The organism is Pantoea sp. AG1095, from assembly GCF_003208415.1.
Classification (GTDB): Bacteria; Pseudomonadota; Gammaproteobacteria; order Enterobacterales; family Enterobacteriaceae; genus Pantoea; species Pantoea leporis.
This window is the reverse complement of the sequence record NZ_QKMJ01000001.1, coordinates 446,269-469,102: the sequence shown is the minus strand read 5'-3', so window position 1 is coordinate 469,102 and position 22,834 is coordinate 446,269. Positions and strand designations below refer to the sequence as shown.

23 protein-coding genes are annotated in these 22,834 nt (G+C 59.4%); 1 reads left to right on the top strand and 22 read right to left on the bottom strand.

What is annotated here, in order from left to right:
* Positions 1–130: 130 nt before the first annotated feature.
* Entirely contained in the window at positions 131–1,279 is a 1,149-nt protein-coding gene (locus DEU53_RS02260) for a beta-glucosidase (protein ID WP_101760873.1), read from the top strand.
* Here the strand turns inward: DEU53_RS02260 and DEU53_RS23025 are convergent.
* From DEU53_RS23025 to DEU53_RS02150, 22 genes are all read right to left on the bottom strand, one after another.
* A complete protein-coding gene (locus DEU53_RS23025) occupies positions 1,276–1,449 on the bottom strand; it encodes a hypothetical protein (RefSeq protein ID WP_167391168.1) in 174 nt (57 codons plus the stop codon). The genes DEU53_RS02260 and DEU53_RS23025 overlap by 4 nt on opposite strands.
* Before the next feature lie 314 nt (positions 1,450–1,763).
* Positions 1,764–3,965 (bottom strand): TonB-dependent siderophore receptor, encoded by a 2,202-nt coding sequence (locus DEU53_RS02255; protein WP_110865903.1) that lies wholly within the window; start codon positions 3,963–3,965, stop codon positions 1,764–1,766.
* 522 nt (positions 3,966–4,487) lie between these two features.
* Positions 4,488–5,723: a beta-ketoacyl-ACP synthase gene (locus tag DEU53_RS02245; RefSeq protein ID WP_199559669.1), complete on the bottom strand. Its 1,236-nt coding sequence runs from the start codon at positions 5,721–5,723 to the stop codon at positions 4,488–4,490.
* The gene (locus DEU53_RS02240; RefSeq protein ID WP_110865901.1) at positions 5,720–6,451 is read right to left on the bottom strand and encodes a 3-ketoacyl-ACP reductase FabG2; all 732 of its coding nucleotides are present in this window, start codon (positions 6,449–6,451) and stop codon (positions 5,720–5,722) included. Before DEU53_RS02240 ends, DEU53_RS02245 begins: the two co-directional genes overlap by 4 nt.
* Positions 6,448–6,921, bottom strand: a complete 474-nt coding sequence (locus DEU53_RS02235; RefSeq protein ID WP_110865900.1) for a 3-hydroxy-fatty acyl-ACP dehydratase — start codon at positions 6,919–6,921, stop codon at positions 6,448–6,450. The genes DEU53_RS02240 and DEU53_RS02235 overlap by 4 nt, the downstream gene beginning before the upstream one ends.
* Entirely contained in the window at positions 6,914–8,071 is a 1,158-nt protein-coding gene (locus tag DEU53_RS02230) for a beta-ketoacyl-[acyl-carrier-protein] synthase family protein (protein WP_110865899.1), read from the bottom strand. Before DEU53_RS02230 ends, DEU53_RS02235 begins: the two co-directional genes overlap by 8 nt.
* A complete protein-coding gene (locus tag DEU53_RS02225; protein ID WP_110865898.1) occupies positions 8,068–8,640 on the bottom strand; it encodes a DUF3261 domain-containing protein in 573 nt (190 codons plus the stop codon). The genes DEU53_RS02230 and DEU53_RS02225 overlap by 4 nt, the downstream gene beginning before the upstream one ends.
* Positions 8,637–10,958 carry an MMPL family transporter gene (locus DEU53_RS02220; protein WP_110865897.1) on the bottom strand — a complete coding sequence of 774 codons (2,322 nt, stop codon included), beginning with the start codon at positions 10,956–10,958 and terminating at the stop codon, positions 8,637–8,639. The genes DEU53_RS02225 and DEU53_RS02220 overlap by 4 nt, the downstream gene beginning before the upstream one ends.
* Positions 10,924–11,532 (bottom strand): outer membrane lipoprotein carrier protein LolA, encoded by a 609-nt coding sequence (locus DEU53_RS02215; RefSeq protein WP_370445552.1) that lies wholly within the window; start codon positions 11,530–11,532, stop codon positions 10,924–10,926. Before DEU53_RS02215 ends, DEU53_RS02220 begins: the two co-directional genes overlap by 35 nt.
* On the bottom strand, positions 11,532–11,948 hold the full coding sequence (locus tag DEU53_RS02210; protein WP_101760881.1) for a thioesterase family protein: 417 nt from the start codon (positions 11,946–11,948) through the stop codon (positions 11,532–11,534). The genes DEU53_RS02215 and DEU53_RS02210 overlap by 1 nt, the downstream gene beginning before the upstream one ends.
* Positions 11,941–13,635, bottom strand: a complete 1,695-nt coding sequence (locus DEU53_RS02205) for a glycosyltransferase (RefSeq protein WP_110865896.1) — start codon at positions 13,633–13,635, stop codon at positions 11,941–11,943. Before DEU53_RS02205 ends, DEU53_RS02210 begins: the two co-directional genes overlap by 8 nt.
* Entirely contained in the window at positions 13,629–13,976 is a 348-nt protein-coding gene (locus tag DEU53_RS02200) for a beta-hydroxyacyl-ACP dehydratase (protein ID WP_110865895.1), read from the bottom strand. The genes DEU53_RS02205 and DEU53_RS02200 overlap by 7 nt, the downstream gene beginning before the upstream one ends.
* Entirely contained in the window at positions 13,963–15,291 is a 1,329-nt protein-coding gene (locus tag DEU53_RS02195; protein WP_110865894.1) for an AMP-binding protein, read from the bottom strand. Before DEU53_RS02195 ends, DEU53_RS02200 begins: the two co-directional genes overlap by 14 nt.
* Positions 15,288–15,842, bottom strand: a complete 555-nt coding sequence (locus DEU53_RS02190; protein ID WP_110865893.1) for a hypothetical protein — start codon at positions 15,840–15,842, stop codon at positions 15,288–15,290. Before DEU53_RS02190 ends, DEU53_RS02195 begins: the two co-directional genes overlap by 4 nt.
* Positions 15,843–15,846: 4 nt before the next feature.
* A complete protein-coding gene (locus DEU53_RS02185) occupies positions 15,847–16,101 on the bottom strand; it encodes an acyl carrier protein (protein WP_101760886.1) in 255 nt (84 codons plus the stop codon).
* An 11-nt stretch (positions 16,102–16,112) separates the two neighbouring features.
* Positions 16,113–16,370: a phosphopantetheine-binding protein gene (locus DEU53_RS02180; protein WP_007887282.1), complete on the bottom strand. Its 258-nt coding sequence runs from the start codon at positions 16,368–16,370 to the stop codon at positions 16,113–16,115.
* Positions 16,371–16,373: 3 nt separating this feature from the next.
* On the bottom strand, positions 16,374–17,171 hold the full coding sequence (locus tag DEU53_RS02175) for a 1-acyl-sn-glycerol-3-phosphate acyltransferase (RefSeq protein ID WP_110865892.1): 798 nt from the start codon (positions 17,169–17,171) through the stop codon (positions 16,374–16,376).
* Positions 17,161–17,898, bottom strand: a complete 738-nt coding sequence (locus tag DEU53_RS02170; RefSeq protein WP_110865891.1) for a beta-ketoacyl synthase chain length factor — start codon at positions 17,896–17,898, stop codon at positions 17,161–17,163. Before DEU53_RS02170 ends, DEU53_RS02175 begins: the two co-directional genes overlap by 11 nt.
* 189 nt (positions 17,899–18,087) lie before the next feature.
* Positions 18,088–18,477, bottom strand: a complete 390-nt coding sequence (locus DEU53_RS02165; RefSeq protein WP_167391170.1) for a hypothetical protein — start codon at positions 18,475–18,477, stop codon at positions 18,088–18,090.
* A gap of 233 nt (positions 18,478–18,710) precedes the next feature.
* Positions 18,711–20,081: an efflux transporter outer membrane subunit gene (locus DEU53_RS02160; RefSeq protein WP_101760890.1), complete on the bottom strand. Its 1,371-nt coding sequence runs from the start codon at positions 20,079–20,081 to the stop codon at positions 18,711–18,713.
* Positions 20,078–21,169: an HlyD family secretion protein gene (locus DEU53_RS02155; RefSeq protein ID WP_110865890.1), complete on the bottom strand. Its 1,092-nt coding sequence runs from the start codon at positions 21,167–21,169 to the stop codon at positions 20,078–20,080. The genes DEU53_RS02160 and DEU53_RS02155 overlap by 4 nt, the downstream gene beginning before the upstream one ends.
* Positions 21,166–22,833, bottom strand: coding sequence for an MFS transporter (locus DEU53_RS02150; RefSeq protein WP_110865889.1), 1,668 nt, complete (start codon positions 22,831–22,833; stop codon positions 21,166–21,168). The genes DEU53_RS02155 and DEU53_RS02150 overlap by 4 nt, the downstream gene beginning before the upstream one ends.
* Between the last annotated feature and the right edge of the window lies 1 nt (position 22,834).

The window sequence follows — 22,834 nt, the reverse complement described above, 5'->3', positions numbered from 1 at the left end:
TTGTTGGTATCAATGCGCGAAGAAGCAATCGGAGGCTTCCTTTTCTGCCCAATGGCGCACCGTCAATTTAGTCTAGACTTAGCCAGGCGTTCTGCATTCTGCATCCGGCGCTCAATGTGAGGAGAGGATTATGACTCAGCAATCCCTGCGCCATCACCCTCAGCTGTTCCGCAGTTTCTTTCAGGGCAGTTTTCCCTGTTCAACCGCCCGGCGCGCAGGCGGACGTCGGCTCGATATGGTGATCAGCAGCGGCCACGACATGCTGCTGGAGAAAGATTATGCCGCACTGGCGCAGGAAGGTTTGCACACCGCGCGCGATGGCGCTCGCTGGCATCTGATTGAAGCCGTACCCAATGAATATGACTGGCGCACCTTTCTGCCGATGGTGCACGCCGCGGCGCGTCACGATATGCAGATTATCTGGGAGCTGGCGCATTTTGGCTATCCCGATCACCTGGATATCTGGAAAGCCAGCTTTATCGATCACTTTGAACGCTTCGCCCGCGCGATGGCGCAACTGATGCGCGATGAAGGCATCGAAAAGCCCTTTTTTACGCCGATCAATCAGATCTCATTCTGGTCGTGGGCTGGCGCGGATGTTTCCTGGCTCGATCCCTACGCCAGCGATCGCGGTCGTGAGCTGAAGCGCCAATTAGTGCGCGCCTCGCTGGCGGCGATGCACGCCATTCGCGAGGTTTATCCCGATGCCCGCTTTGTGCTGACCGATCCGCTGGTGCAGGTGGCGACCGATCCCGATAACCCTGACAGCAAACCTTATGCCGACGCGCAGCATCAGGCGCAGTTTGAAGCCTGGGATTGGATTGGCGGACGCGATGCGCCGGAACTGGGTGGCCGCGCGGATTTCCTCGATATTCTGGGTCTTAATTACTATCCCGACAATCACTGGTTTTTCTCAGGCGAAACCATGCCAATCGACCATCCGACGCGCCAACCGCTGCACCGTTTGTTAATGCAGTGCTGGCAACGTTATCAGCGCCCGATGATTCTGGCCGAAACCGGAGCCGAAGGTGATGCGCGAGCGCCCTGGCTGCGGCAGATCAGTGAAGAAGCGCGTCTGGCGCTGGATCACGGCGTGGCGCTGGAAGGGATTTCGCTCTATCCGGTGGTGGAGTATCCGGCGTGGGCCGACGATCGACGTTCGCCAGGCGCGCTGTTTGGCCTCGGCGATCCCAATGGCAATCGCACCCTGCATGAGGCGCTGGCGCTGGAGTTGCGCAGTCAACAGATTAAGTGGCAGAACTGGCAGACAAAAAGCTAAGACTGTTGCGTAGTGGCGGGTTTTTGCGGGCAGGTTTGCACATCGAGTGAAGGATCCGCGGGGTGGCGCACGTCGGTGAGCCAGGTCATGGTGAAGAGAAACACCACGCCAATTAAACAGGCGGAGAGCAGGCCAATTATGGCGATCAGTTTGTCATCGCTGGATTCCATCGACATCTCCTTGCAGGCTTCCTTTTCCCGGTGCTGACCTTAACTCATCCACAGCGTAATCATCAGGACGAAGATTATAAGCGTAACCGAAGTGACTGCAAGCACCACAATGGCGAAGAGCGCGTCGTCGAGCGGCTGCCGATAAGGTTCGTCGTGGTCGTCTGGTGGTGCAGGTGAACTCATGATGACTCAAAAATAAAGGCGAGTTTTCGCGCAGGATTGCCGCACAGAGTGTAATGCAATGCGCCCTAAGTTACAGGAAAATTTCTGGCGGAGAAATAATGGGGCGCAGGCGCGCCCCATTGGAGAGCACATTAGAAATCGTAGCTGAGTGAAACCTTCACCGTGCGTGGTTCACCCTGCGACAAATAGGTGCCGCTGTCATCAACATTGGCCCAATATTTCTCATTGGTGACGTTATCCACGCCCACGCGCCACACCATATCGTTCTGGTTAACCTTCATGCGGTAACGCAGACCCAAATCCAGCGTGGTGTAATCATCCAGCTTCATGTTGTTTGCCAGGTCGGCATATTGTGAACCGGTGTAGTTCAGCAATGCTGTGGCGGTCAAACCGTCCACCGGCTTGATGTCATACTCCGCACCCAGCGCCGCAGTGAAGCGCGGTACGCCAATGGCGTTTTTGCCATCCTGATCGCTGTCACCGGTTTTGGTCATATCCGGATCGATCCAGGTGGCGCTGCTGTTAAGACGCAGGCCCAGCACCGGCTCACCGAATACGTTCAACTCCACGCCACGGTTGCGCTGCTCGCCATTCAGCTGGTAGACCGAATTGTTCAGCACGCCAACCGGCTGTTTGATTTCAAACAGCGCCAGCGATCCGCCGACGCGACCAAAGTCCGCTTTGACACCCACTTCGTTCTGCTTAGCATGTACGATGCCGGTCACGCTACCGTAGTTGGTGGCGGTAAACGGCGCGGCGGTGCCTGGCGTCAGCGATTCGGTATGGTTGGCATACAGCGAGATATTTTGTGTGGCTTTATACAGCAAACCGTAGGCCGGCAACCAACGGCTGCTGTCGAAACGTGTCGCGGTATCTTCAACGCCGTCATAACCGTAGTTACGCACCACCACTTTTTGATGACGCGCGCCGACGGTTGCCAGCAAGGTGTCATCAAAGAAGCCCAGCGTATCGCTCAGCAGGTAGCCTTGCGAACGTGAACGGTAAGTGGTCAGCGGATCGCTGAACTTAGCGCCACCGGCGAACACGCTATCCGGTTCAGCCACATCCTGCGGGTGATAAATATTTACGTTGGCATCGTTGCCCGACGACATGCGATAGCTGTTTTTCGCATTCGTGGTCATCGCCGAATAACCGAAATTCACTTTATGCGTCACCGGACCGGTGGTGAAATCACCACGCAGGCCAACCATGCCGCTCATGTTGTCCTGCACGCGATTGGTGCGGAAGCGACCAATAGTGGCGTTGCCGGCGCTATCGAGGATCTTCGGAATGCCGTAGTTGCCCACTTCATGTGTGTGCTGCGCGCCGAGGCCCGCATAGGCGGTCCACTGATCGGTCAGATCGTATTCGGCTTTCGCCAGACCAAACTCCGACTCGATATCGCTGAACACCCACTTCTGGCTGTAGTTTTTCGCGTTGGACGGCACATCAGGAATGAAATCGATGCCGCTGATGTTGACGCCGTTACGCGCATCGTGAAAGGTCTTTTTCTGGTAGCCAACGTCGAGCGACGTACGCAGACGATCGCCACGATAATCCAGGCCGAGTGACGCAGCGGTGGTGCGTTTTTTCTCGCCATCTACCTCGGTGCCGCCTTCGCGGTTAACCGCATTCAGACGCACGCCAAACTGATTATCGTCGCCAAAACGACGACCAATATCGGCGGTGCCGCCCACCTGGGAACCGGACGTGTAATCCACCCCGATGCGCGTCAGCGGCGTATCATCAGCGTGCTTCGGCTCGAGGTTAATCATGCCGCCGACGCCGCTCTCCGCCGAACCGTTCAGCAAGGCGTTAGCCCCTTTAAAGATCTCCACGCGATCAATCAGCGAGGCATCCATCACCTGACGCGGCACGATACCCGCCAGGCCGCCGTAGGTCATGGCATCGCCGTCCAGCTTGAAGCCACGAATGCGATAGCTCTCGGCAAAGTTGCCGTAGCCTTTCAGATTCTGCACGCCAGCATCGTTGCGCACCACGTCACCGATGGTTTGCGCCTGCTGATCCTGAATCATTTTCGAGGTAAAACCAATGACGTTAAACGGCACGTCCATGGCGTTTTGCTCACCCAGCATGCCAAGGCGGCCGCCGTGTGCAACCTGGCCATCGAGGAAAGCCGGTACCAGATCGTTGCCGCCTGGTTTGAAATCGGTTTGCGGTGTCGCGGTTACGGTCAGCGTCTGCTGCTCGTTTTTCGCGTCAGTTGAGGTTGTGGTGTTGGTGGTAGCAGCCATCACTGGCAAACAACCGGCGCTGACCATTACGGCCAACAGCGTCGGTTTCAGTCCGGGATTGAAAGGCATAGTGCGCATGGGATCCCCTAATGCAAACGAAGTGATAATCATTATTATTGCGGTTTGCGATTATGCGCAGTCGTTGTGCGAAAGCAAGAAAAATCCCACTTTTTGCGTTCATATCATGGAGGAGTGGTGCAATAGGTACCCTGCCCGGTCTGGTAGGGTCGCCATTCATTCATGGCGACCAATGCTTATCACTGAAGAAAGGGTTTTGCTTTGACTAGGTAGCGGGCTCTGACACATCTGCTGCGTCACGGGCCGTCCTCGCGCCGCTAGCGCGGTGCCTTCGGCTTCCACGTCGTGCCAACGGACCGTTCGCGGATCGGCCTTCCCTGGCCGACCCCGAACTGCCTCACGCATCCATACGTGAGGATCCTGGCCCAACGTAAAAGCCTCAGCGCTGCGAATAGCCCTTTTGCCGCAGCAGACGCGCCAGCGCCTCTGGCATCTGTGCCCTTTTCAACAACATGTACCGAAGCATCCGGCATGCGTTCGTCGCGGACTTAACTAACAAGCGCCATTCATGGCGACCTGCTATCAGCCTTCGCGCCAGCGTTTAAACACCAGCGAAGTGTTAATCCCGCCAAAGGCGAAGTTATTGGATTGGATGTAATCTGTCTCAATCTGGCGCGCTTCACCGATGATGTAATCAAGTTCACCGCATTCAGCGGCCGGTTGTGACAAATTCAACGTCGGCGCAAACCAGCCTTCACGCATCATCTCAATGCTCATCCAGGCTTCCAGCGCCCCGCACGCGCCCAGCGTATGGCCAAAGTAGCTTTTCAGCGAAGAGATTGGCGTGCTGTTGCCATAGATCGCTGCGGTGGCCTGACTCTCGGCGATATCGCCGCGATCGGTGGCGGTGCCGTGGGCATTGATATAGCCAATCTGCTCCGCCGTGACGCCGGCGGTTTTCAGCGCGCGCTCGATACAAATCTGCATGGTTTCACGCTGCGGCTGGGTGATATGCGCGGCATCGCAGTTGGTGTGGAAACCCACCAGCTCGGCATAAATGGTGGCTCCGCGCGCCTGCGCATGTTCCAGCGATTCGAGGATCAAAGTGCCTGCACCTTCGCCAATCACTAATCCGTCGCGCTGCTGGTCGAACGGCGCGGGCGACGTGTGCGGCGCGTCGTTACGCTGGCTGGTGGCGAACAGCGTGTCAAACACCGCCGCTTCGGATGGACACAGCTCTTCCGCCCCACCCGCCACCATCACGGTTTGGTAACCGTGGCGAATCGCTTCCCAGGCATAGCCGATCGCCTGGCTGCCCGACGTACAGGCGCTGGACGTCGGGATTACCCGGCCGCGCAGGCCAAAGAACAGGCCCGCGTTAACGGCGGTGGTGTGCGGCATCATCTGCACGTAAGTGGTGCCGGTAATGTTGTTGGTGTGCTTTTCCGTCAGCATAGTGGCAAATTCACTCACCGGTCCGGTGCTGCCGGTTGAGGAGCCGTAAGCAATGCCGGTTTCACCGTTGGTCAGCACCGGATGATCGATCAAACCGGCCTGCTCCAGCGCGAGTTCGGTGGCGCGCGTCGCCATCAGTGAGACGCGCCCCATCGAACGAATGCGTTTGCGCGTGTAATGCGCTGGCGGCGTAAAGTCGTCCACCGGCGCGCCGAGCAGCGTGTGCAAGCCGTCGTACACCTGCCATTCCGGCATATGGCGCACCGCATTTTTGCCCTGTTTGATCCGCTCAGCCACCGCGCTCCAGCGCTCACCAAAAGCGGTCACGCCGCCCATGCCGGTTACCACTACGCGCTGAATCACAGCATACCTCCATTGATTGAAATCACCTGACGCGTGACGTAGCCCGCGATGTCCGACATTAAGTAGCTGGCCAGTCCGGCGACTTCATCCGCCGCGCCCATGCGCTTCATCGGGATCAGCTTCATCGCCTCGTCAATCACCAGCGGCTCAAGATCGGTCATGCCGGTATCAATCAAGCCGGGTGCGATGCAGTTAACGGTAATTTTGCGTTTCGCCAGCTCAATCGCCAGCGCTTTGGTGGCACCGATAATGCCGGCTTTGGCCGCACTGTAGTTGACCTGGCCGCGATTGCCCATGATCCCCGAGACCGAGGAGAGCGTAATAATGCGTCCGCCCTTGCGCAGGCCAATCATCGGCATCACGCACGGATGAATCACGTTGTAAAAGCTGTCGAGATTGGTGTGGATCACGCTGTCCCACTCGTCATCGGTCAGCGCCGGAAACGCCGCATCGCGCGTGATGCCCGCATTGCTCACCACGCCGTAGTAGGCACCATGCGTGGCGATATCCTGTTCCAGTGCGCTGCGTGTGGCATCGCGCTGCGCCACGTCAAACTGCAAGGTGCGCCCACATCCGCCTGCCGCCTCAATCTCAGCCAGCGTCTGCGCGGCACCGGCGCTGTCGCGGTGATAATGCACCACTATCTCAAAGCCATCCTGCGCCAGACGCAGTGCGATGGCGCGGCCAATACCTTTACTTGCGCCGGTCACTAAAACGCTGCGTGTCATGGCTGAACTCCTTGTTGCAATTGAATTAACTCGTGTTCATTGGGCTGATAGGTATTCAGCCGCCCGCTGGCGATGATCGCCTCGCCGCAGCGGATCTCCCCTTCAAAGCTGCCCAATCGGTCGTCACGCATCAGCAGACGCATTTCAACGTGCAGCGTGCTGTTGGCGGCGAAAGCGGCGCTGCTGGCACGATAACCGCGTCCGCCAAGCAGCATGCCGGGACGAATCTCATCGCCGCCGCGCTGACGCGCATGAAAGCCCGACCAGACGCCAACGGTCTGCGCCATGATTTCCACGCCATACCACGCCGGTAAATCGCCCTGTGCGGTGAGAAAAGGGGCCAGCACGCCTGTCGCGTTGGTACTGACTTCGCAGATCACGCTGTCGTCGCTAACCTGGATGACGCGATCCAGCAGCAGCATCGGTGCACGATGCGGCAGATAAGCATCTACCGGCAGAAAATCACTCATAAGGCTTTCCTACAATCAGGCAGGTATTGTTCCCGCCAAAAGCAAACGAATTTGAGGCAATCACCGGGCGCGCCAAAGGCTGCGGCGTGGTGATCAAACCGCACGCCGGCAGCGAAGTATCGTGTGCCGCCAGCGAGAAATCCTGCGGCGGCAGCGGCAGCTGCTGCTGCAGAATCAGTGCGGCTAAAGCCGCTTCGGTCGCGCCCGCCGCGCCCAGCGTGTGGCCGGTCAGGTGTTTGGTTGAACTGCATGGCACGCGTTCACCAAACAGGCGATGAATCACCGCAGATTCCACCTGATCGTTCAGCGGCGTGGCGGTACCGTGCAGGTTGATGTAACCAACATCCTGCGGCTGTAAACCCGCCTGTTGCAGCGCCATCAGCATAGCGCGCTCGGCGCCGACGCCTTCAGGATGCGGTGCCGACATGTGCCACGCGTCCGACGATTCACCGCAGCCGAGCAGCGCCAGCGGCTGCTTTTCGCGCGTCAGCAGCAGCAGCGCGGCAGCTTCACCAATCGAAATGCCGTCGCGATCGGCGCTAAACGGCGCGCAGTGACGTTCAGAAAGCGAATCCAGGCTGGCGAAGCCGTTAATCGGCATGCGACTCAGCGAATCCGCGCCGCCCACCAGCGCCACGTCCGCTAAACCAGCATCAATCAAACGTTGGCCGCTGATTATGGCGCGCGCACTGGATGAGCAGGCAGTCGAAATGGTGTAAGCCGGACCGTCCAGCGCTAAAAAATGCGCCAGGAAGCGTGATGGATCGCCAAGCTCCTGCATGCGGTAATCGTAGCCCGACAAGGCGTCATCCACCTGACGATCGCCTTCATCAACGCCGGAGGTGCTGGTGCCAAGCACAATCGCCACGCGATCGCGCCCATATTGCGCGATGGCCGCATCCACTACCGGGCGTATCTGCGCCAGCGCGGCCAGCAGCAGCTGATTGTTGCGGGTGTTATGCACCGCCAGCGCGGCAGGAATCAGCGGCAATGCGCCCTGCACTTCACCCAGCCAGCAGCGTTTGCCGTCTTGCAGCCAGCCGTCGCGCGGTTGCATGCCGGGCGCGTGGCCCGCTTGCAACTGCGCGGCAATTTGCGCCAGGTTGTTGCCCAGCGCATTCACCATGCCAAAGGCGGAGATGTAAATCATGATGAGGCATCCAGATGTTGGATTTGAATCTGATAACCAAAAGCACGTTGATCGATGCTGATCGGCTCACGCAACTCGCCGCGCTGCAGATAGCGAATCAGCGTTACCACCTTGCCAGCGGGATCGCGCAGCTCGCGCCGATCGTCGATGTCGGTCAGCGTCCAGCCACGCGGCAACTGCGGCTGCCACGCGCTGATCGGCCAGTGGCTCAGCATCACATCCGCCAATACCTGACTGGCGGGCGGCATTTCCGGCAGCGCCATCATCTGCTGCGTGTGAATGCCGTTTTTATCATAGGTGACGCGGAACAGGCGAATGCCAAGCGATGACAAACCGGCGAGGCTCAGCTGCTGTGAATCCGCGCTCAGCAGCACCAGCAGCGACTGGGTTTTGCCTTTGACGTGGCCGGTCAGCAACTGCTGCTGCTGAAACGCGGGCGAGATGCCCGGCGCCGGCAGCGTGACGCGCACGCCCGGTTTCAGCCACGCGGTTGGCCGGTTGAGGTCGTTCTGATGCTGCGCGCAGCCGCTTACCAGCAGGCTCAACAGCAGCAAAATGCCCATTTTCATCGTTGCTTCCTTTTCCCCGGAGCCAGCGCCAACGGCGCCAGCAAGAATGCACAAAAAATCCCGCTGCACAGCACGGTGCCAAAACCGCTGATGGCGGCGGTGCTGCTGAACACCAGCATGCCGAGCGTTAACAGCGTGGTCATCATCGCCAGCGTCACCGCCAGCATGGAGGTTAACGGCGTGCCGCGCGGATTGCTGAAGAACAGCGTGTAGTTGATGCCGATGCCCAGCACCAGAATCAGCGCCAGCAAGGCAAACAGATTGAGGCTCGCGCCGATCCAGCCCAGCGTCGCCAGCGCCGCCGCCAGCGACAGCCACGACGGCAGCGCGCTGCGCATCCCGGCTTTCACGCCCAGCCGTAGCATGTAGCTGGCGGTAATCAGCAATAATGCCAGCGCCAGCAATCCGCTCAGCAGCGTGCGCCAGAAGCGGAACAGTTCATCATAGCTGGCCTTGCGATCAACCCAACTGACGCCCGCCTGCTGGGATGCCAGCTGCTGCAACGCGGCGCTGTTTTTAACGCCGCCGATCGGCACCAGCACGCTGCTGCGTCCGTCCGGCAGCGACAGCCACAGCAGCCGCCAGCCTTCACTCAGCGGGCTCGCCAGCCAGTCGGCGGCGGTCACCGGCATGGCGCTGAGATTAGCATTCGCTACAGTAATGCCCGCCTGCTTCAATCGATCCAGAATGGTTGGTGCAGCCTGCTGTAGCAGCGCTACATCCTGCTGCTGCTGCGCCAGCGAACTCAGCGGCAGCACGCGATAACTTTTGAACCAGCCTTGCTGCTGCGCCTGTTGCAGCTTGGGTGCCAGCGTGCTCAGCCGTTGCAGTGCTTGCTGTTCATCATCGCCCCACACCACAAACCAGGTTTGATCGGCCTGCTGACCGGTGAGTTGCGCCAGCTGACGATCCTGCGCTAACAGTTGCGCCGGGGCGCTTTGCAGATGGGCAATATCATCATCGACCTTGAGTTGTAGCATGCCGCTCAGCGCATAGATCGCCACCAGCGCCGGTAAGCCGCGCTTCAGCCCGTTATTGCGCCGCCACGCGGCCAGCCATCGCGCCAGCCATACCATCGCCGGAATCGGCCGCACCGGTAAACCGCGTACCAGCCACGGATAAAAACAGATCACCGTCAGGCAGGAAGCACTTAATCCGCTGGCGGCAAATACCGCCAGCTGGCGCAAGCCGGGGAACGGTGCCAGCAGCATCAACAGCCAGGCAATCGCCGTGGTGCCGAGCGCCAGCAGCAGCGTGCCGCGCACCTTATGCAAACTTTGCCACGGCGTGGCTTGCTCGCCGTGCACCATGCGTTCCGTCAGATAGTAGAGCGTATAATCGGCCGAAATACCGACAATGCTGAGGCTCATCACTAAGGTGGTGAGATGCAGCTCACCAAAACAGAGCAGCGTCAGCACCGTGCCCGCCATCGCGCCCATCGCCACCGACAATGCACAGAGCGCCAGCGGCCGTAATGAACGGAACACCAGCCACACCAGCAGCAGCAATCCCGCTAACGTTGCGCTGCCGAGGGTTTCGACATCATGCTGCGCGCGCTGGCTGGCATCGTCGCTAAACAGCACCGTGCCACGCGTCAGCAGTTGCGCATCCGGCCAGCGGGTTTTCAGCTGTTGCTCCAGCTGATTGAGCGCGGTCACCAGCTGATGGCTCTCTTTGATACTGAAAGCATTGCTCGCCAGCTCGCCGTGCAGGAAATACCAGCGGCGCTGCTGCGCATCCTTGACCGTCAGCCAGCCGTTATGCAGCAGCATTTTATTGGCGTTCTGCTGCATCGCCAGCTGTGCGCCGCGCACCAGCAGCAGCGGATCGTGGCCGATCTCTTGGCTGCCGACGCCCGCGAAGGCCGAGAACAGCTGCGCCAGAATCCAGTCGGCCTGCGCGCCACCACCGTTCTGCAGGCGCGCGCGCGTGGCCGCATCGATCAAGCCGTTTCGATGCTGAAACGCATAGGCACCCCAGCGCTGCATCTGATCATCATCCAGTTCGCCGCTCACCTGTTTCAGCATCGGCAAGGCTTGCAGCTGCGCTTGCCACCAGGCCGCAACCGCATCGCCGTGGTGATCGTTGGCACTTACCAGCCACACCAGCTGACGATCGAGGCGCTGCATAAAGCCGTGCTGGATCTCCGCTGGCGCCTGGCCGAGGTTTTGCTGCGGCAATAACGCCAGCACGCTGCTATTCAGCTGGCTGCGCGGCAGCAAAACCGCCAGCGCCAGCGCTAACGTCAGGCACACCGCCAGCCACAGCAGCGCAACGGTTTTTTCACTGCGCTGGGGCAAAACGGGCTCGCTCTTCATCGGTTAACTGTTTCGGTTCGGTGCGGGTAGCGCTAAGGGTGATCTCGGTTTTATCGCCCTGCTTATCATCCAGCGTGATGCGATTAAGAAACGCCTCGCCTTGCAGATCGATACGGTTAAAGATCTTATTCAGCGGCGCGGCTTTCGGCGTCAAACCAAGTTGCCAGCGATTGTTGCCCAGATCGTGGAAATCGAGCGCAAAATTCTCACGCAGCACCTTTTCATCTGCCTGGAACAGCGCGCGCAACAAATGGTTGAACTGGAACATCTGCGGATTGCTGTCGGCGGTGATCACCTGCGGCGGCTGGCCGCTCATGCTCTGCACCATGCGCTTATCATCAAGGATCAGCATCAGCGGGAACGGCGTGGCTTGCTGCCACCACAAACCCTGCTGCTGGGCGATCAGCAGCTGACCGCGTGACACCAGCGGCTGCGCCATCCCGGCAATGGTACGCACCTGAACAAAATTGGCGCGGATCACCGGTTGGCTGGCGAAGCGCTGTTGCAACTGCTCGAGCGTAACCGCGCTGGCGTTGGCGCAGATCACCAGCAGCAGCAGACAAAGGGTTCTGATCACGGTTTCACTCCCAGGCGTTCAAACAGAATATCGGGCGAGACAAAACACATCTCCTGCGTCGCTGCATTGACCGCCACCTGCAGCGTGTGTGCTTTGGTGGTCACCTGCCCCGCCGCGTTGCGGATCACATAATCAATGCGTAAACGGTTTTCGTATTCGCTGATACTGGCGACGACGCGGACCACCTCTTCGCAGCGCAGCGGCTGGCGGTATTTCACATGGGTATCGACCACCGGCCAGACGTAGCCGCTGGCGGCCATTTCGCCGTAGCTGTAATTGACGCTGCGCAGCAAGGCTTCGCGCGCCACTTCAAAAAAGCGGAAATAGTTGCCGTGCCACACCACGCCCATCGGATCGCAGTCGTGAAACGACACGGTAATGTCCACCTCAGCGCGGTAGTTGCTTTCACTCATCGCGGCTTTTCTCCTCGGGCAACGTCCAGAAATCGTAAAAGTTAAACCAGTCCAGCGGCGCCAGCAGCGCGTGCTGTTGTAACCGTTCGGCGTAGCGATCGACGGTGGCCTGTAACGCCTGCTGGCGCTGGGCGCGCGGCAGCGAGAGCGGATCGGCAAAGGCTTCGCAGTGCACCCGCAATCGCCCCTGTTCGCGCAGGGCGAACATCAGCAGCACTGGACAGCGCAACGCCGCCGCCAGCACAAACGGTCCCTGGGGAAACGGTGCAGGATGGCCCATAAATTCACTCCACACCACGCGACGCTCGCCGCCGCGCTGGCGATGCACGGCGGTACGATCGCCAACAATCGCCACCCATTCACCGGCATCGAGTTTTTGCTGCAGCAGAATGGCGGTGTCCGGACCGATATCGGTGACCGGCAGCAGATTGACGCCCGCCTGCGGTGCAATGCTCTCCAGCACCTCGCGGAAGCGTTGCGCATTGTCAGTAAACACCAGCGCATTAATCACCAATCCGCTGACCTGTTTGGCCATCGCGCGGCAGGCATCGATATCACCGAGATGCGAGGCCAGAATCAGATGGCCTTTGCCCTCGGCGGCGCGAATGGTGGCTTCCGCACCTGGCGCGAAATCAATGTCGCGTCCCCATTGCAGGTCACCGCGCCAGCTAGCGACTTTATCCAGCATGCTGTAGCCGAAACGCAGAAAGTGACGATAGCTGCTGAGCGGCGCAGGCAGCGCGATGTTCTGCTGCTGCGCCATCGCCCGCACTCGCTTCAGCCACTGCTGCGAGGCGGCGCGCGCGGTGCGTCCGGTTAGCCAGTAAACCGCCACCACCGGCCACAGCAGCAAGATAAAAGGCAAGCGTCCGGCGCGGCGATAGAGCCACAGCATAAAGCGCAAACCGCTCTGCCCGCGTCGTTCCGGCGTTGCAGACCAGTGTTGCGCATCACTACGCTGACGCAGCAACTGCGGAATGCGTGGCAACATGCCGAAGAACAGCCGCGTGTGCATCCATGAGATGCGCAGGTTGTCCCGCAGCGCATCAAAGTGCGATACGCCGCTGGCCGGATAGGTCACGCGCGTGGTGATAAAACGGCTCGGCGTGCCCTGCCAATAGAGGCGCACCATGATTTCGGTGTCGAAATCCATGCGCTGACCAATTGGATGGCGATCGCACAACGCCAGCGATGGCGCGAGCGGATAGACGCGGAAGCCGCACATGCTGTCTTTCAGCGAGAACGACAGCGTTTCCACCCACACCCAGAAATGGGTGATGTAGCGGCCATAGAGGCGCGATGTGGGAATCGAGGCGTCGTAAAGCGGCTGACCGGAGATCAGACAGTGCGGATAACGCTGCGCTTCGACCAGCATACGCGGCGTGTCTTCCACCTGATGCTGACCATCGGCATCGAGTTGCAGCGCGTGGCTGTAACCCGCCGCCGCCGCCGCGCGCATCCCGGCAATCACCGCCGCGCCTTTGCCCTGATTGTGGGGTAGCGTCAGCACCCGCAACTGCGGTGCCTCCAGCGCCGCAATCTGCTGTTTAGTGGTGGCATCGCTGCCGTCATCTACCAGAATCACCGGCAAGTTGAACGGTGTCAGCCGCGCCAGCACCGACGCCAGCATCGCGCCGTGGTTATAGCAGGGAATCAGCACACAAGGCGTGAAGTGAGAACTCAACACAGGCGGATTTTCCCGCTGCTGGCCACCGTCGCCACGTCACCGTTGATCAGGCTGTAGCTGAAACTGAGCAGCGATTTTTCTGCCTGCCACTGCAGCTGTAACGCCAGTTCGGCATCCGGCGGCACCGGCTGCTGGAACTTGATATTGTCAATCGCGGCGAAAGATTTACCGATGGCTAAACGCGTCAGGCCGTAATGCAGCGCCCAGTCGAGCTGCGCCACGCCGGGCAGAATTGGCAGCGTCGGGAAATGGCCGCGAAACCAAAAGAGATCGGCAACAACGTGCAGGCGCAATGTCAGTGCATCGCCCTGCTGTTCGGCATGCAGTTCAACCGGCAGCATCAAATAACTCCTCAATTTGTGGCCAGGCGCGTTTACTTTGTGCGGTGACAGGAATCGACGTCACCACGCGCCAATAGCGCGGAATCGCCACCGGCTCCAGCCAGGGTTGCAGGGCGCGTTTCCACTCAATTTTTAGCTGATGCAGCGCCGCCGCATCCAGCATCTCAGGCAGCGCCAGCACCACGCCAATCGCGTGACGACCGTGACGCTGAATCGCCAGCGCGGCGGCATCTTCCACGCCGGGCAACGCCAGCAGGCGGCGTTCAATTTCACTCAGCGATACGCGTTTATCTTCGATCTTCACCACGCGATCCTGACGTCCCGCCAGCTGAAACTGGCCGGACGGCTGCTGCACGATACGATCGTCGAGCGCGCAACCGGCGTCGGTTTCCAGCAAGTCGGAAAACACCCGCCAGCGTCCGGCGTCCTGCTCACGCAGGGTAATCTGCGGAAAACAGTGCCACAGCGCGTTCTCCTCGTGGGCGCAGCGCCAGCCAATCACGCCGGTTTCGGTGCTGCCATAAATTTCATCAACCGTGCAGCTCAGCGCCTGTTGCGCATGCTGCGCCGCCGTCCACGGCAACGCGCCACCGGCGGACACGATCAGTTCGCAGCGCGGCCCGGCCAATGCAGGATCGAGACGCCGCAGAAACGCTGGGCTGCTGATAAACGCGTAGCGACGATCGGGTGAATGATCGGCCAGCTGTTCACTGTAGAAAATTTGCTGCGCGGCAAAGGGTAAACCCAACGCCATCGGCAGCACGATGCGAAAACTCAGGCCATACAGATGTTGATGGCTGACTGAGGCTATCACATGGCAATCACGTAAGCGTGGGCCCCACAAGCTGGAGAGCCAGCAGGCTTCAAGATCCAGCGCGCGCAGCGATTTCACTACGCGACGCGGCGTGCCGGTCGAACCAGAGGTGAACAACACCAGCGTGGCGTCGGCGGCGATTGGCGGTAACGCACCGCTCGCCAGTGCGTCGTCCCAGCGCAGTTGCGGCAGCGCGACTGCCAGCGGCATATCACTGATCACGCCATCCAGGCTGTCGGCCATCTCTTCCAGCTGGGCCGCGCGACAGTGTCCGGGGATCACCGGCGTTTTACCGGCGTGCCACAGCGCCAGCAGCGCGGCGGTAAACGCATAGCTGTTATCAAAGCACAGCGCCCAATATTGGCCGGGCTGGTTTTGCAGCCGATCGGCCAGCGCCCGTACCTGCTGACGCAAGGTGTGCAGCGTATGTTGCTGTTGGCCGTGCCAGGCCACAATGCGATCCGGCGCGCTGAGCCAGTCGCGGAGGCTATGTAAGTTCATGCCTGTTTCCTTATGCGCTGACGCAGCAGCCATTCGCCGCCCATCAGCGTGCCCATCAGCAGATAGCTGATGCACCCATTCCAGAGTGTCCAAAGCGTGACATCATTGAGCAGGCAGGTGAGCAGCGCCACGCTGCCGTTGAAGATGAAAAAGCCGCACCACACTTGCGTCACGCGGCGGGTATAACGCACCGCGCGCGGTGGTAGATCCGGTTCGCGCAGCCGTGCCAACCGCTCTACCAGCGGCATGGGGCTCCACAGCGACGCGCCAAACAGCAGCAGCATCGATGCATTGACCACCAGCGGATACCACAGCAGCAGATGTTGCGATCGCAGCAGCAGGCTGGCGAGGCATAACGCGCTGCCCACCAGCGCCAGCAGTAGCATCACGCGCGCCATCGGCCCGGCGGCGCGGCGCAGCGTCCAGACGCGCAGCACAAACAGCAGCGCCAGCAGGCCCGTCACGCCGCGCCACTGTGGCTGGGTGAGGGTTAACCACACCAGAAACGGCCACGCCAGCAGCGCCGCTCCGTTTAGCAGCCGCAGCAGCATGCGATCAGGCTTCGTCGCGCATCAGTTGATCGACGGCATCCACCACATCCTGCACGGTACGCACCGCGCGGAAGGTTTCCGGTTTGATCTTACGGCCAGTACGCTTTTGCAGATGCACCACCATATCGACCGCATCGATGCTATCCAGCTCGAGGTCTTCATAGAGGCGGGCGTCCGGACGAATATCATCCGGCTCAATTTCAAACAGCGAGGTGAGCAGCGAAGCCACTTCCTGGTAAATTTCGTTTTTGTTCATCATGTTGACTGCTCTCAGGCTTGCTGTTGTTCAACAAACGCGGCCAGTGTAGCCACGGAAAAAAAGTGCGCGCGCAGCGTTTCACTCTCGGCGGAGAGCTGTACGCCGAAGCGATTTTTCACCGCCAGTCCCAGCTCCAGCGCATCGATTGAATCGAGGCCCAGCCCCTCGCCAAACAGCGGTGCGTCGGTTTCGATGTCGTCAGGGCTGATATCTTCCAGATTCAGCGTGTCGATAATCATCTGTTTGATGTCGTTAATCAGTACTTGCATAACTTAGTTGGTCTCTTCAGGCACCAGCGCCTGTTGCAGATGACGCGTCAGACGACGTGCGGCCAGCGGCTGCGAATCCTCTTCGGCCTCACTAAAGGCGTGGCTGGCAATACGCGATTGTACGCGTACAGTAAAAATCGGTTTAACCAGCGGAATCTGATACCAGCGGCTTTGCTTATCGAGCATGCGCTCGGTGCAGCTGATGTGCACCACACGCAGATCGCAGCCCGCGCGCACCGCAATGTTGGCGGCACCGCGCTGCAGCTTCAGCGGCTCGCCATAACGTGTGCGCGTGCCTTCCGGGAAAATCAGAATGGTATCGCCGCGCGCCAGCCGCTGCTGGCTGTCTGGCAGCAGCGTATCGGCTTCGCTGTTAATCAGGTAATCGGCGGCGCGAATCACGCCACGGAAGAAAATGTTGTGCTGCAGCTCGGCTTTCACCAGGCAATCCATCTCCGGCAGCACCGAAGCGATCATCACGTAATCGATCAGTGACGGATGGTTGGCGACGATCAGGCAGCCGCGATCCTGACGCAGCTGTTCTGCGCCGATGATTTGGTAATCGTAAACCCCGACAAAGCGGCAGAAGCGCAGGAAGCAGCGGAAGCTCCAGGCGATGCTGCTGCGGGCGATATGGCGACGGCGCAGGCCATCGCGCTGCACCAGTAACAGCAGATTGAACCAAATCAGCGACAGTAGCAGGCCGCCCACGCTGAACAGCGTGAAGCTGACGGCGGTCATCACCAGCCGCCAGTAATAGTTGAAACCGGGACGCGCCTCGGTCAGCGAATTATCCACCATGCAGACGCTCCCAGTGCCACTGATGGCGCTCGCCGGCCACGCTAAAACGTGGCGTGTTGTACAGCATCGCCGCCAGAAATTGCAGACTTTGCGGCAGAGGGTTGTGCAGCTCAGCGGGTTTGCCGGCCTGCGCTTCGCAACGCCATGCCTCGCCTGCGCGTAGCAGCAGCGCTACCGCGTACGGCGCATTAAAGCGATCGATTTCCGGTAGCCATGGACGGTAGTAATCCGGCACCACGCCGTCAAAATCCACCAGCAGCACCTGCGCGTAACCCGCCTGATGCAGCGCCGCCACTTCTATCAATCCTTGCTGGAAGCTATCAATACCGGCCGAAACCGAGGATGAAACCAGCGGCTGACGCGCGGCGATGGTCAAACTGCCCACCGCTGAGTTGTGAACCGACATGGCGAAATCGGTGGGCGACAGCGCTTGCTGTTCCGCCAGCGCGGTGAGAATGCGCAGATTACGCTCCAGTTCGCCGTGCCGACTGGTGAAGACGATGGCGTCCACGCTGTGCCGCGCCAATAACGCCAGCCCGCATTCAACCGCAGCACGGCTGCCGGCGCTGAGACGACGCGCGGTCATCATCGGCAAAAATTGGGGTTTCGCGATAGGTTGCGTGGCATCTAACGCCGGTGCCTGTTGCGCCCAACGTTGCCACTCTTCTGCGGTGCTGTTGCCCGGCGCGATGGCGTGCCAGTCAACAAGGGAGTAAGCGAGTTTCATACCTGTATTCTTTCTTCAGCCTCAGGGATGGTCCGGTTTTCGCTGCGCGGCATCCCTTCCTTGCTCTCTATACCCGTCATCCCATGCGGATGTCGCCGATTAACAAGGCGGGCACGTGGCCCGCCTGTTTCTATTTCGGCAGCGTTACGGCTAACTTTACAACATTATGTCAGCAATCACGCTTCGCGCTTATTTAGCGGCTTCGACCGCCAGTCGCGTCTGGATGCCCTGGCTCAGGTTCTGAATCCAGCGGTTATAGTTGCGGTGAATCTGACCGCTGCCTGCTTTCAGATTCTGGCTGCTGACATACTGAATTTGATAACTGTTCGCGGTGTAGTTCACGCGAATATCCGCGGTATGTCCGCGCTCGGCCAGGTGACCATTCATCACGCCCGGACCCGCTGGCGTCATCACCCAATGGTTAGCGGCGCCCGCCTGGACGATAGCTTGCTTCATTTGCTCATCCGAGTAGCTCTGACCCACGGTCTGGCTAACATTCTGGATCGGCGCGGTACGCGGCGCACAGCCGGTTAACAGGACCGCAGTAACTAACAACGCAAAACCGATTTTTTTATTCATCATTTCCTTTTCTTCCCCTGTCTTGCATGCCGCTTAAGTGAGCGACCGCGCTGGTAAACTTACCAACACTGTTCCGTTCAGACTGTGTAAAGCGGGCGGATAATAACATTATTTGTAAAGACAAGTAAAAAGAAGCATGAATGACTTTAGAATCGTTTACTGCCGATTTAAAACCAGACGCAGGCCGTTTTACGGCGGAATTTCTACCGAAAAATGGCCTTGCGACATGATGTTTAACCCTGCCAGCCGCCGCCGAGCGAACGATATAGATCGATTTGCGCTAACAGCAGCGTATTTTTTACTGACACGATATTCAGCTGAGTACTGAACAGCGTGCGCTGGGCGTCCAGCTCATCCAGATAAGAGGCGTAACCATTTTGGTAACGGTTGTGGGCAATGCGATACGCTTCCGCCACATAACTCTCTTGTTTCTGCAACTCCGCCAGCTGCTCCTCGCTACGGCGAATGGCATCCAGCGCGTTATCCACGTCGGAGAAGGCGTTACGCACCACTTTTTCATAACCGTACAGCGCCTGATTACGCGTCGCCATCGCCACATCCACCTGAGCAGTTAGCGCTTCGCGATTTAACAGCGGAGCCAGAATGCTGCCGCCAATGCTCCACAGACGGAACGGATTATCCAGCAACTGATGCAGTTCGCTGCTTTGCAAGGTGCCGCTGGCGGTGAGATTGAGCGACGGCAACAGTTTGGCCTGGGTTGAAGCCAGTGACGCGTCGGCGGCCAGCAGCTGGCGCTGCGCCTGCACAATATCGGGACGGCGATTCAGCAGCTGCGACGGCAGCAGCGATGGCAGGGTTTGCGGCTTGATGTGGTCGAACTGGCTGCTGCGCGCGATTTGGCGCGGGTTCATGCCCACCAGCACGCTAAGCGCGTTCTCCTGCTGCTCGATCTGATGCTGCAACTGCGGGATCTGCGCTTTGGCGGTTTGATATTCCGAGGCGGCCTGCATCCATTCAAGGCGCGAGGTGTAGCCGGTTTCAAACTGGCGCTGCGCCAGGTTGAGCGAGTTTTTGCGCGTCGCCAGCGTTGCCTGGGTTACGCGCAGCTGTTCATCCAGCGCGCACAAGCTGAGGTAGCCCGATGCCACCGAACTGGCGACGGTGAGCTCAGCGGCAGAAGCGGCAGCACGCTGCGCATCCAGCGAAGCTTCCGCAGCGCGAATGCTGTTGCTGCGGCTGCCCCATAAATCCACCTCGTAGTTGGCCTGCAGCAATCCCTGAAACACCGCGTTTTCATACGGCTGACCGGTGGCCGCCGACAGCGCACGCTGATGCGTAGCCGCCACGCCCGCCGAAAGCGTTGGGAAATTATCACCCTGCGCGGCACGTAACTCGGCACGGTATTGATCCACACGCGAACGCGCGGTGAGGACATCGCTGTTGTGCTGCAGCGCCTGCGTGACAAGGCGATTAAGATTGGCATCGCCGAAGTTCTGCCACCATTGCGCCTCCGGCAGCGCATGCGGGCCCACCTGCTGACGCCAGCTCTCAGGAATCGGCAACGATGAGGGCGCTTTTTCAACTTGCGTTGCACAGCCGCTCACCATCCATGCCACACAGGTGGCTAACAATAAGCGCCTCATGGCGCATCCTTGTGCGGCTCTGCGGCGGTATCAATGCTCACTTCCACTGACATGCCCGGACGCAGTGCTTGCAGATCGTCATTCAAAATTTTGATGCGCACCGGAATGCGCTGGGCAATTTTCACAAAGTTGCCGGTGGCGTTATCCGGCGAGATAGCACTGAATTCGGAACCGGCGGCAGGCGAAATAAACTCGACGCGGCCATCGTAGTGCTTACCGTCCAGCGCATCGACGCGGATGTTCACCGGCAAGCCAGGACGCACGCGCGCCAGTTGAGTTTCCTTGAAATTCGCGATGATCCATTTGTTTTCTGGCACCACCGATGTCAAACGCGTGCCGGCGGTCACATAGCTGCCTTTGCGCACCGACAGCTGACCGAGCTGGCCGCTGTCTGGCGCGATGATGCGCGTATTCGCCAGGTCGATATTTGCCAACTCCAGCGCCGCCTGCGCACTGGCAACATCGCCTTGCAGTGACGCGCGATTCACCACCACGGTTTGCAGATTCTGTTGTGAAACGGCCACCTGCGCATCCGCCTGACGCAACTGCGCCTGCGCCTGGGCATTTGCCGCGCGCGCGGCGTCGCGCTCACGTACCGACAGCGAGCCATCAGCCGCCAGATTCTCAACGCGCTTGAGATCGAGGCTGCTTTTCAGCGCCTGCGCTTTGGCATTTTCCAGCGCCGCTTTATTGCTGAGAATATTGGCTTCGGCACTTTTACGTTGCTGCTGGTTGTTGTTCTGCGCGGCGATTTTCATATCCAGCTGCGCCTGCGCCTGGTGCACGCGCTGACGATAGATACGATCGTCGATGGTCATCAGCAGTTGGCCTTTGGTCACTGGCTGCAAATCCACCACGTTCACTTCAGTCAGATAGCCATTCACCTGCGGGCTGATAAAGGTTACCTGGCCACGCACGTAGGCGTTTTCCGTTGACTGAACGGTACTGGTGAACGGCCAAAGCTGCCAGGCATAGAGGATCACCAGCACGCCGACGATGACAATGCCGCTGCCAGCGGCGATAGAAAGAATGCGTCGACGGTTGGTGCGCTCGCGCTCCGCCGCCTGAATGTCGTCCTGTTGGCTCATGAATTCTCCGTCGGGGTTACTGGTTGTGCCACATTCATTTTAGTCTGACGCCAGTTGATATAGCGTAAGCGCGTCAGGCGATACAGCACCCAGATTAAGGTGATGAAAGCCAGCGCGGCGGTAAGAAAATAAGTATCGTTATAGGCCAGCACGTTGGCTTGCAGCGTCGCCACCGTTTGCAACTGGCTGCTGCTTTGCGCGCTGAGCAGCACGCTATCCGGCAACTGGCTGCTAAACAGCGAGCTGTACTGGCTAAGGCGTTCGGTCACGTTGGGATCCAGCTGCGACAGCTGATCGCCCAGCAGGCTGGAGTGGTATTTTTCGCGCCACGTCTGGAACGTGCCGAGAATGGCCGCGCCAATCAGGCCGCCTAAGTTCTGGCTCATGCCGAACAGCACCGAGAAGCTGACCAGGTTTTTCGGTTGCGTCACCACGCCGCCAATCCCCAGCAGCATGGCAGGCCCGAGGAAGAAGGCGCTGCCGAAACCGAGCAGAAACTGGCTAAAGTAGAGATTGTGGGCACGCGTCAGCGGGTTGGATTGCGCATCCATCAGCGAGGCGACGATCATCACCACCAGCGACACGACAATTGGCCAGCTCAGATGCGTAGGTTTGATGGTTAATGCGCTGGCGATCATGCCGCAAATCACCCCGGCAATGATCGCTAACGCCAGACCGCGCATCTGATCGTTGAGTAAGCCGAGTTGCTGCAGGAAACCGACCGCGCCGGTGTTTTGCTCGGCCAGCAGAATACGCATCATGATCATCACAATGCCCAGCCGCACAATCGTGCCGTTGCTGAGCCAGCGGGTATTCAGCAACGGATTCTTACGATTGTGCTCGACGACAATCGCCGCCACGATCAACACCAACGCCAGCGCCAATGCCACACCGAGCCACGGCGTGCTGAACCACCATTCGATGCGGCCCAGCGACAGCACCGCGCACAGCAGCGCCATGCCCGGCGCCATCAACATGAAGGTGAGGAAATCCATCTTTTCAAAGGCTTTGATGCGGTCGCCGGGCGGCAGTTTCACCACCAGCACGCAGCCCAGCGAGATCATCGCCAGACCGAGTTCAAACAGGTATAAACCGCGCCACTCTTGCAGCTGCAGCAGTTCGGTGGAGAACAATCGTGCCAGCGGAATCGCCAGCTGCGATGCGGTGATGCCAATCACCAAGGCTTTAAGCCGATGCTTCGCCGGCCAGGCCTGAATCTGGTAATAGATGCCGAGCGAACTGAGCGCCGCGCCGACCATGCCGTGCGCGGTGCGGACAATGATCGCCGAGCTGAGATCGTTAGCCAGCAGGTGGAAAAATGCCACGATCACATATAGCACCAGAAACGCTTCGGTGAACAGCCGCAGACCAAACTGCTGGCGGAACTTCACCAGCAGCAGGTTGATGGAGATGTTGCCCATCACATATACCGCGGGCAGCCAGGCGATCTCATTGCTGTAAGCGCCGAAGGTGCCTTGCAGATTGGTGAGGTTGGCAGAGACCAGCGCGTTACTCAGCGCGCCGGTAATCGAGATCAATAAGCCAATGATGCCAAATGCGATGCGCTTCGAAGGCGAATGCAGCGGCGTTGAGGGCGAGCCCGGCAGCATCGGCTTCTCATGCGGCAGCCATTCGCGCGGAGCATAAGGATTACGTTTTGCCACC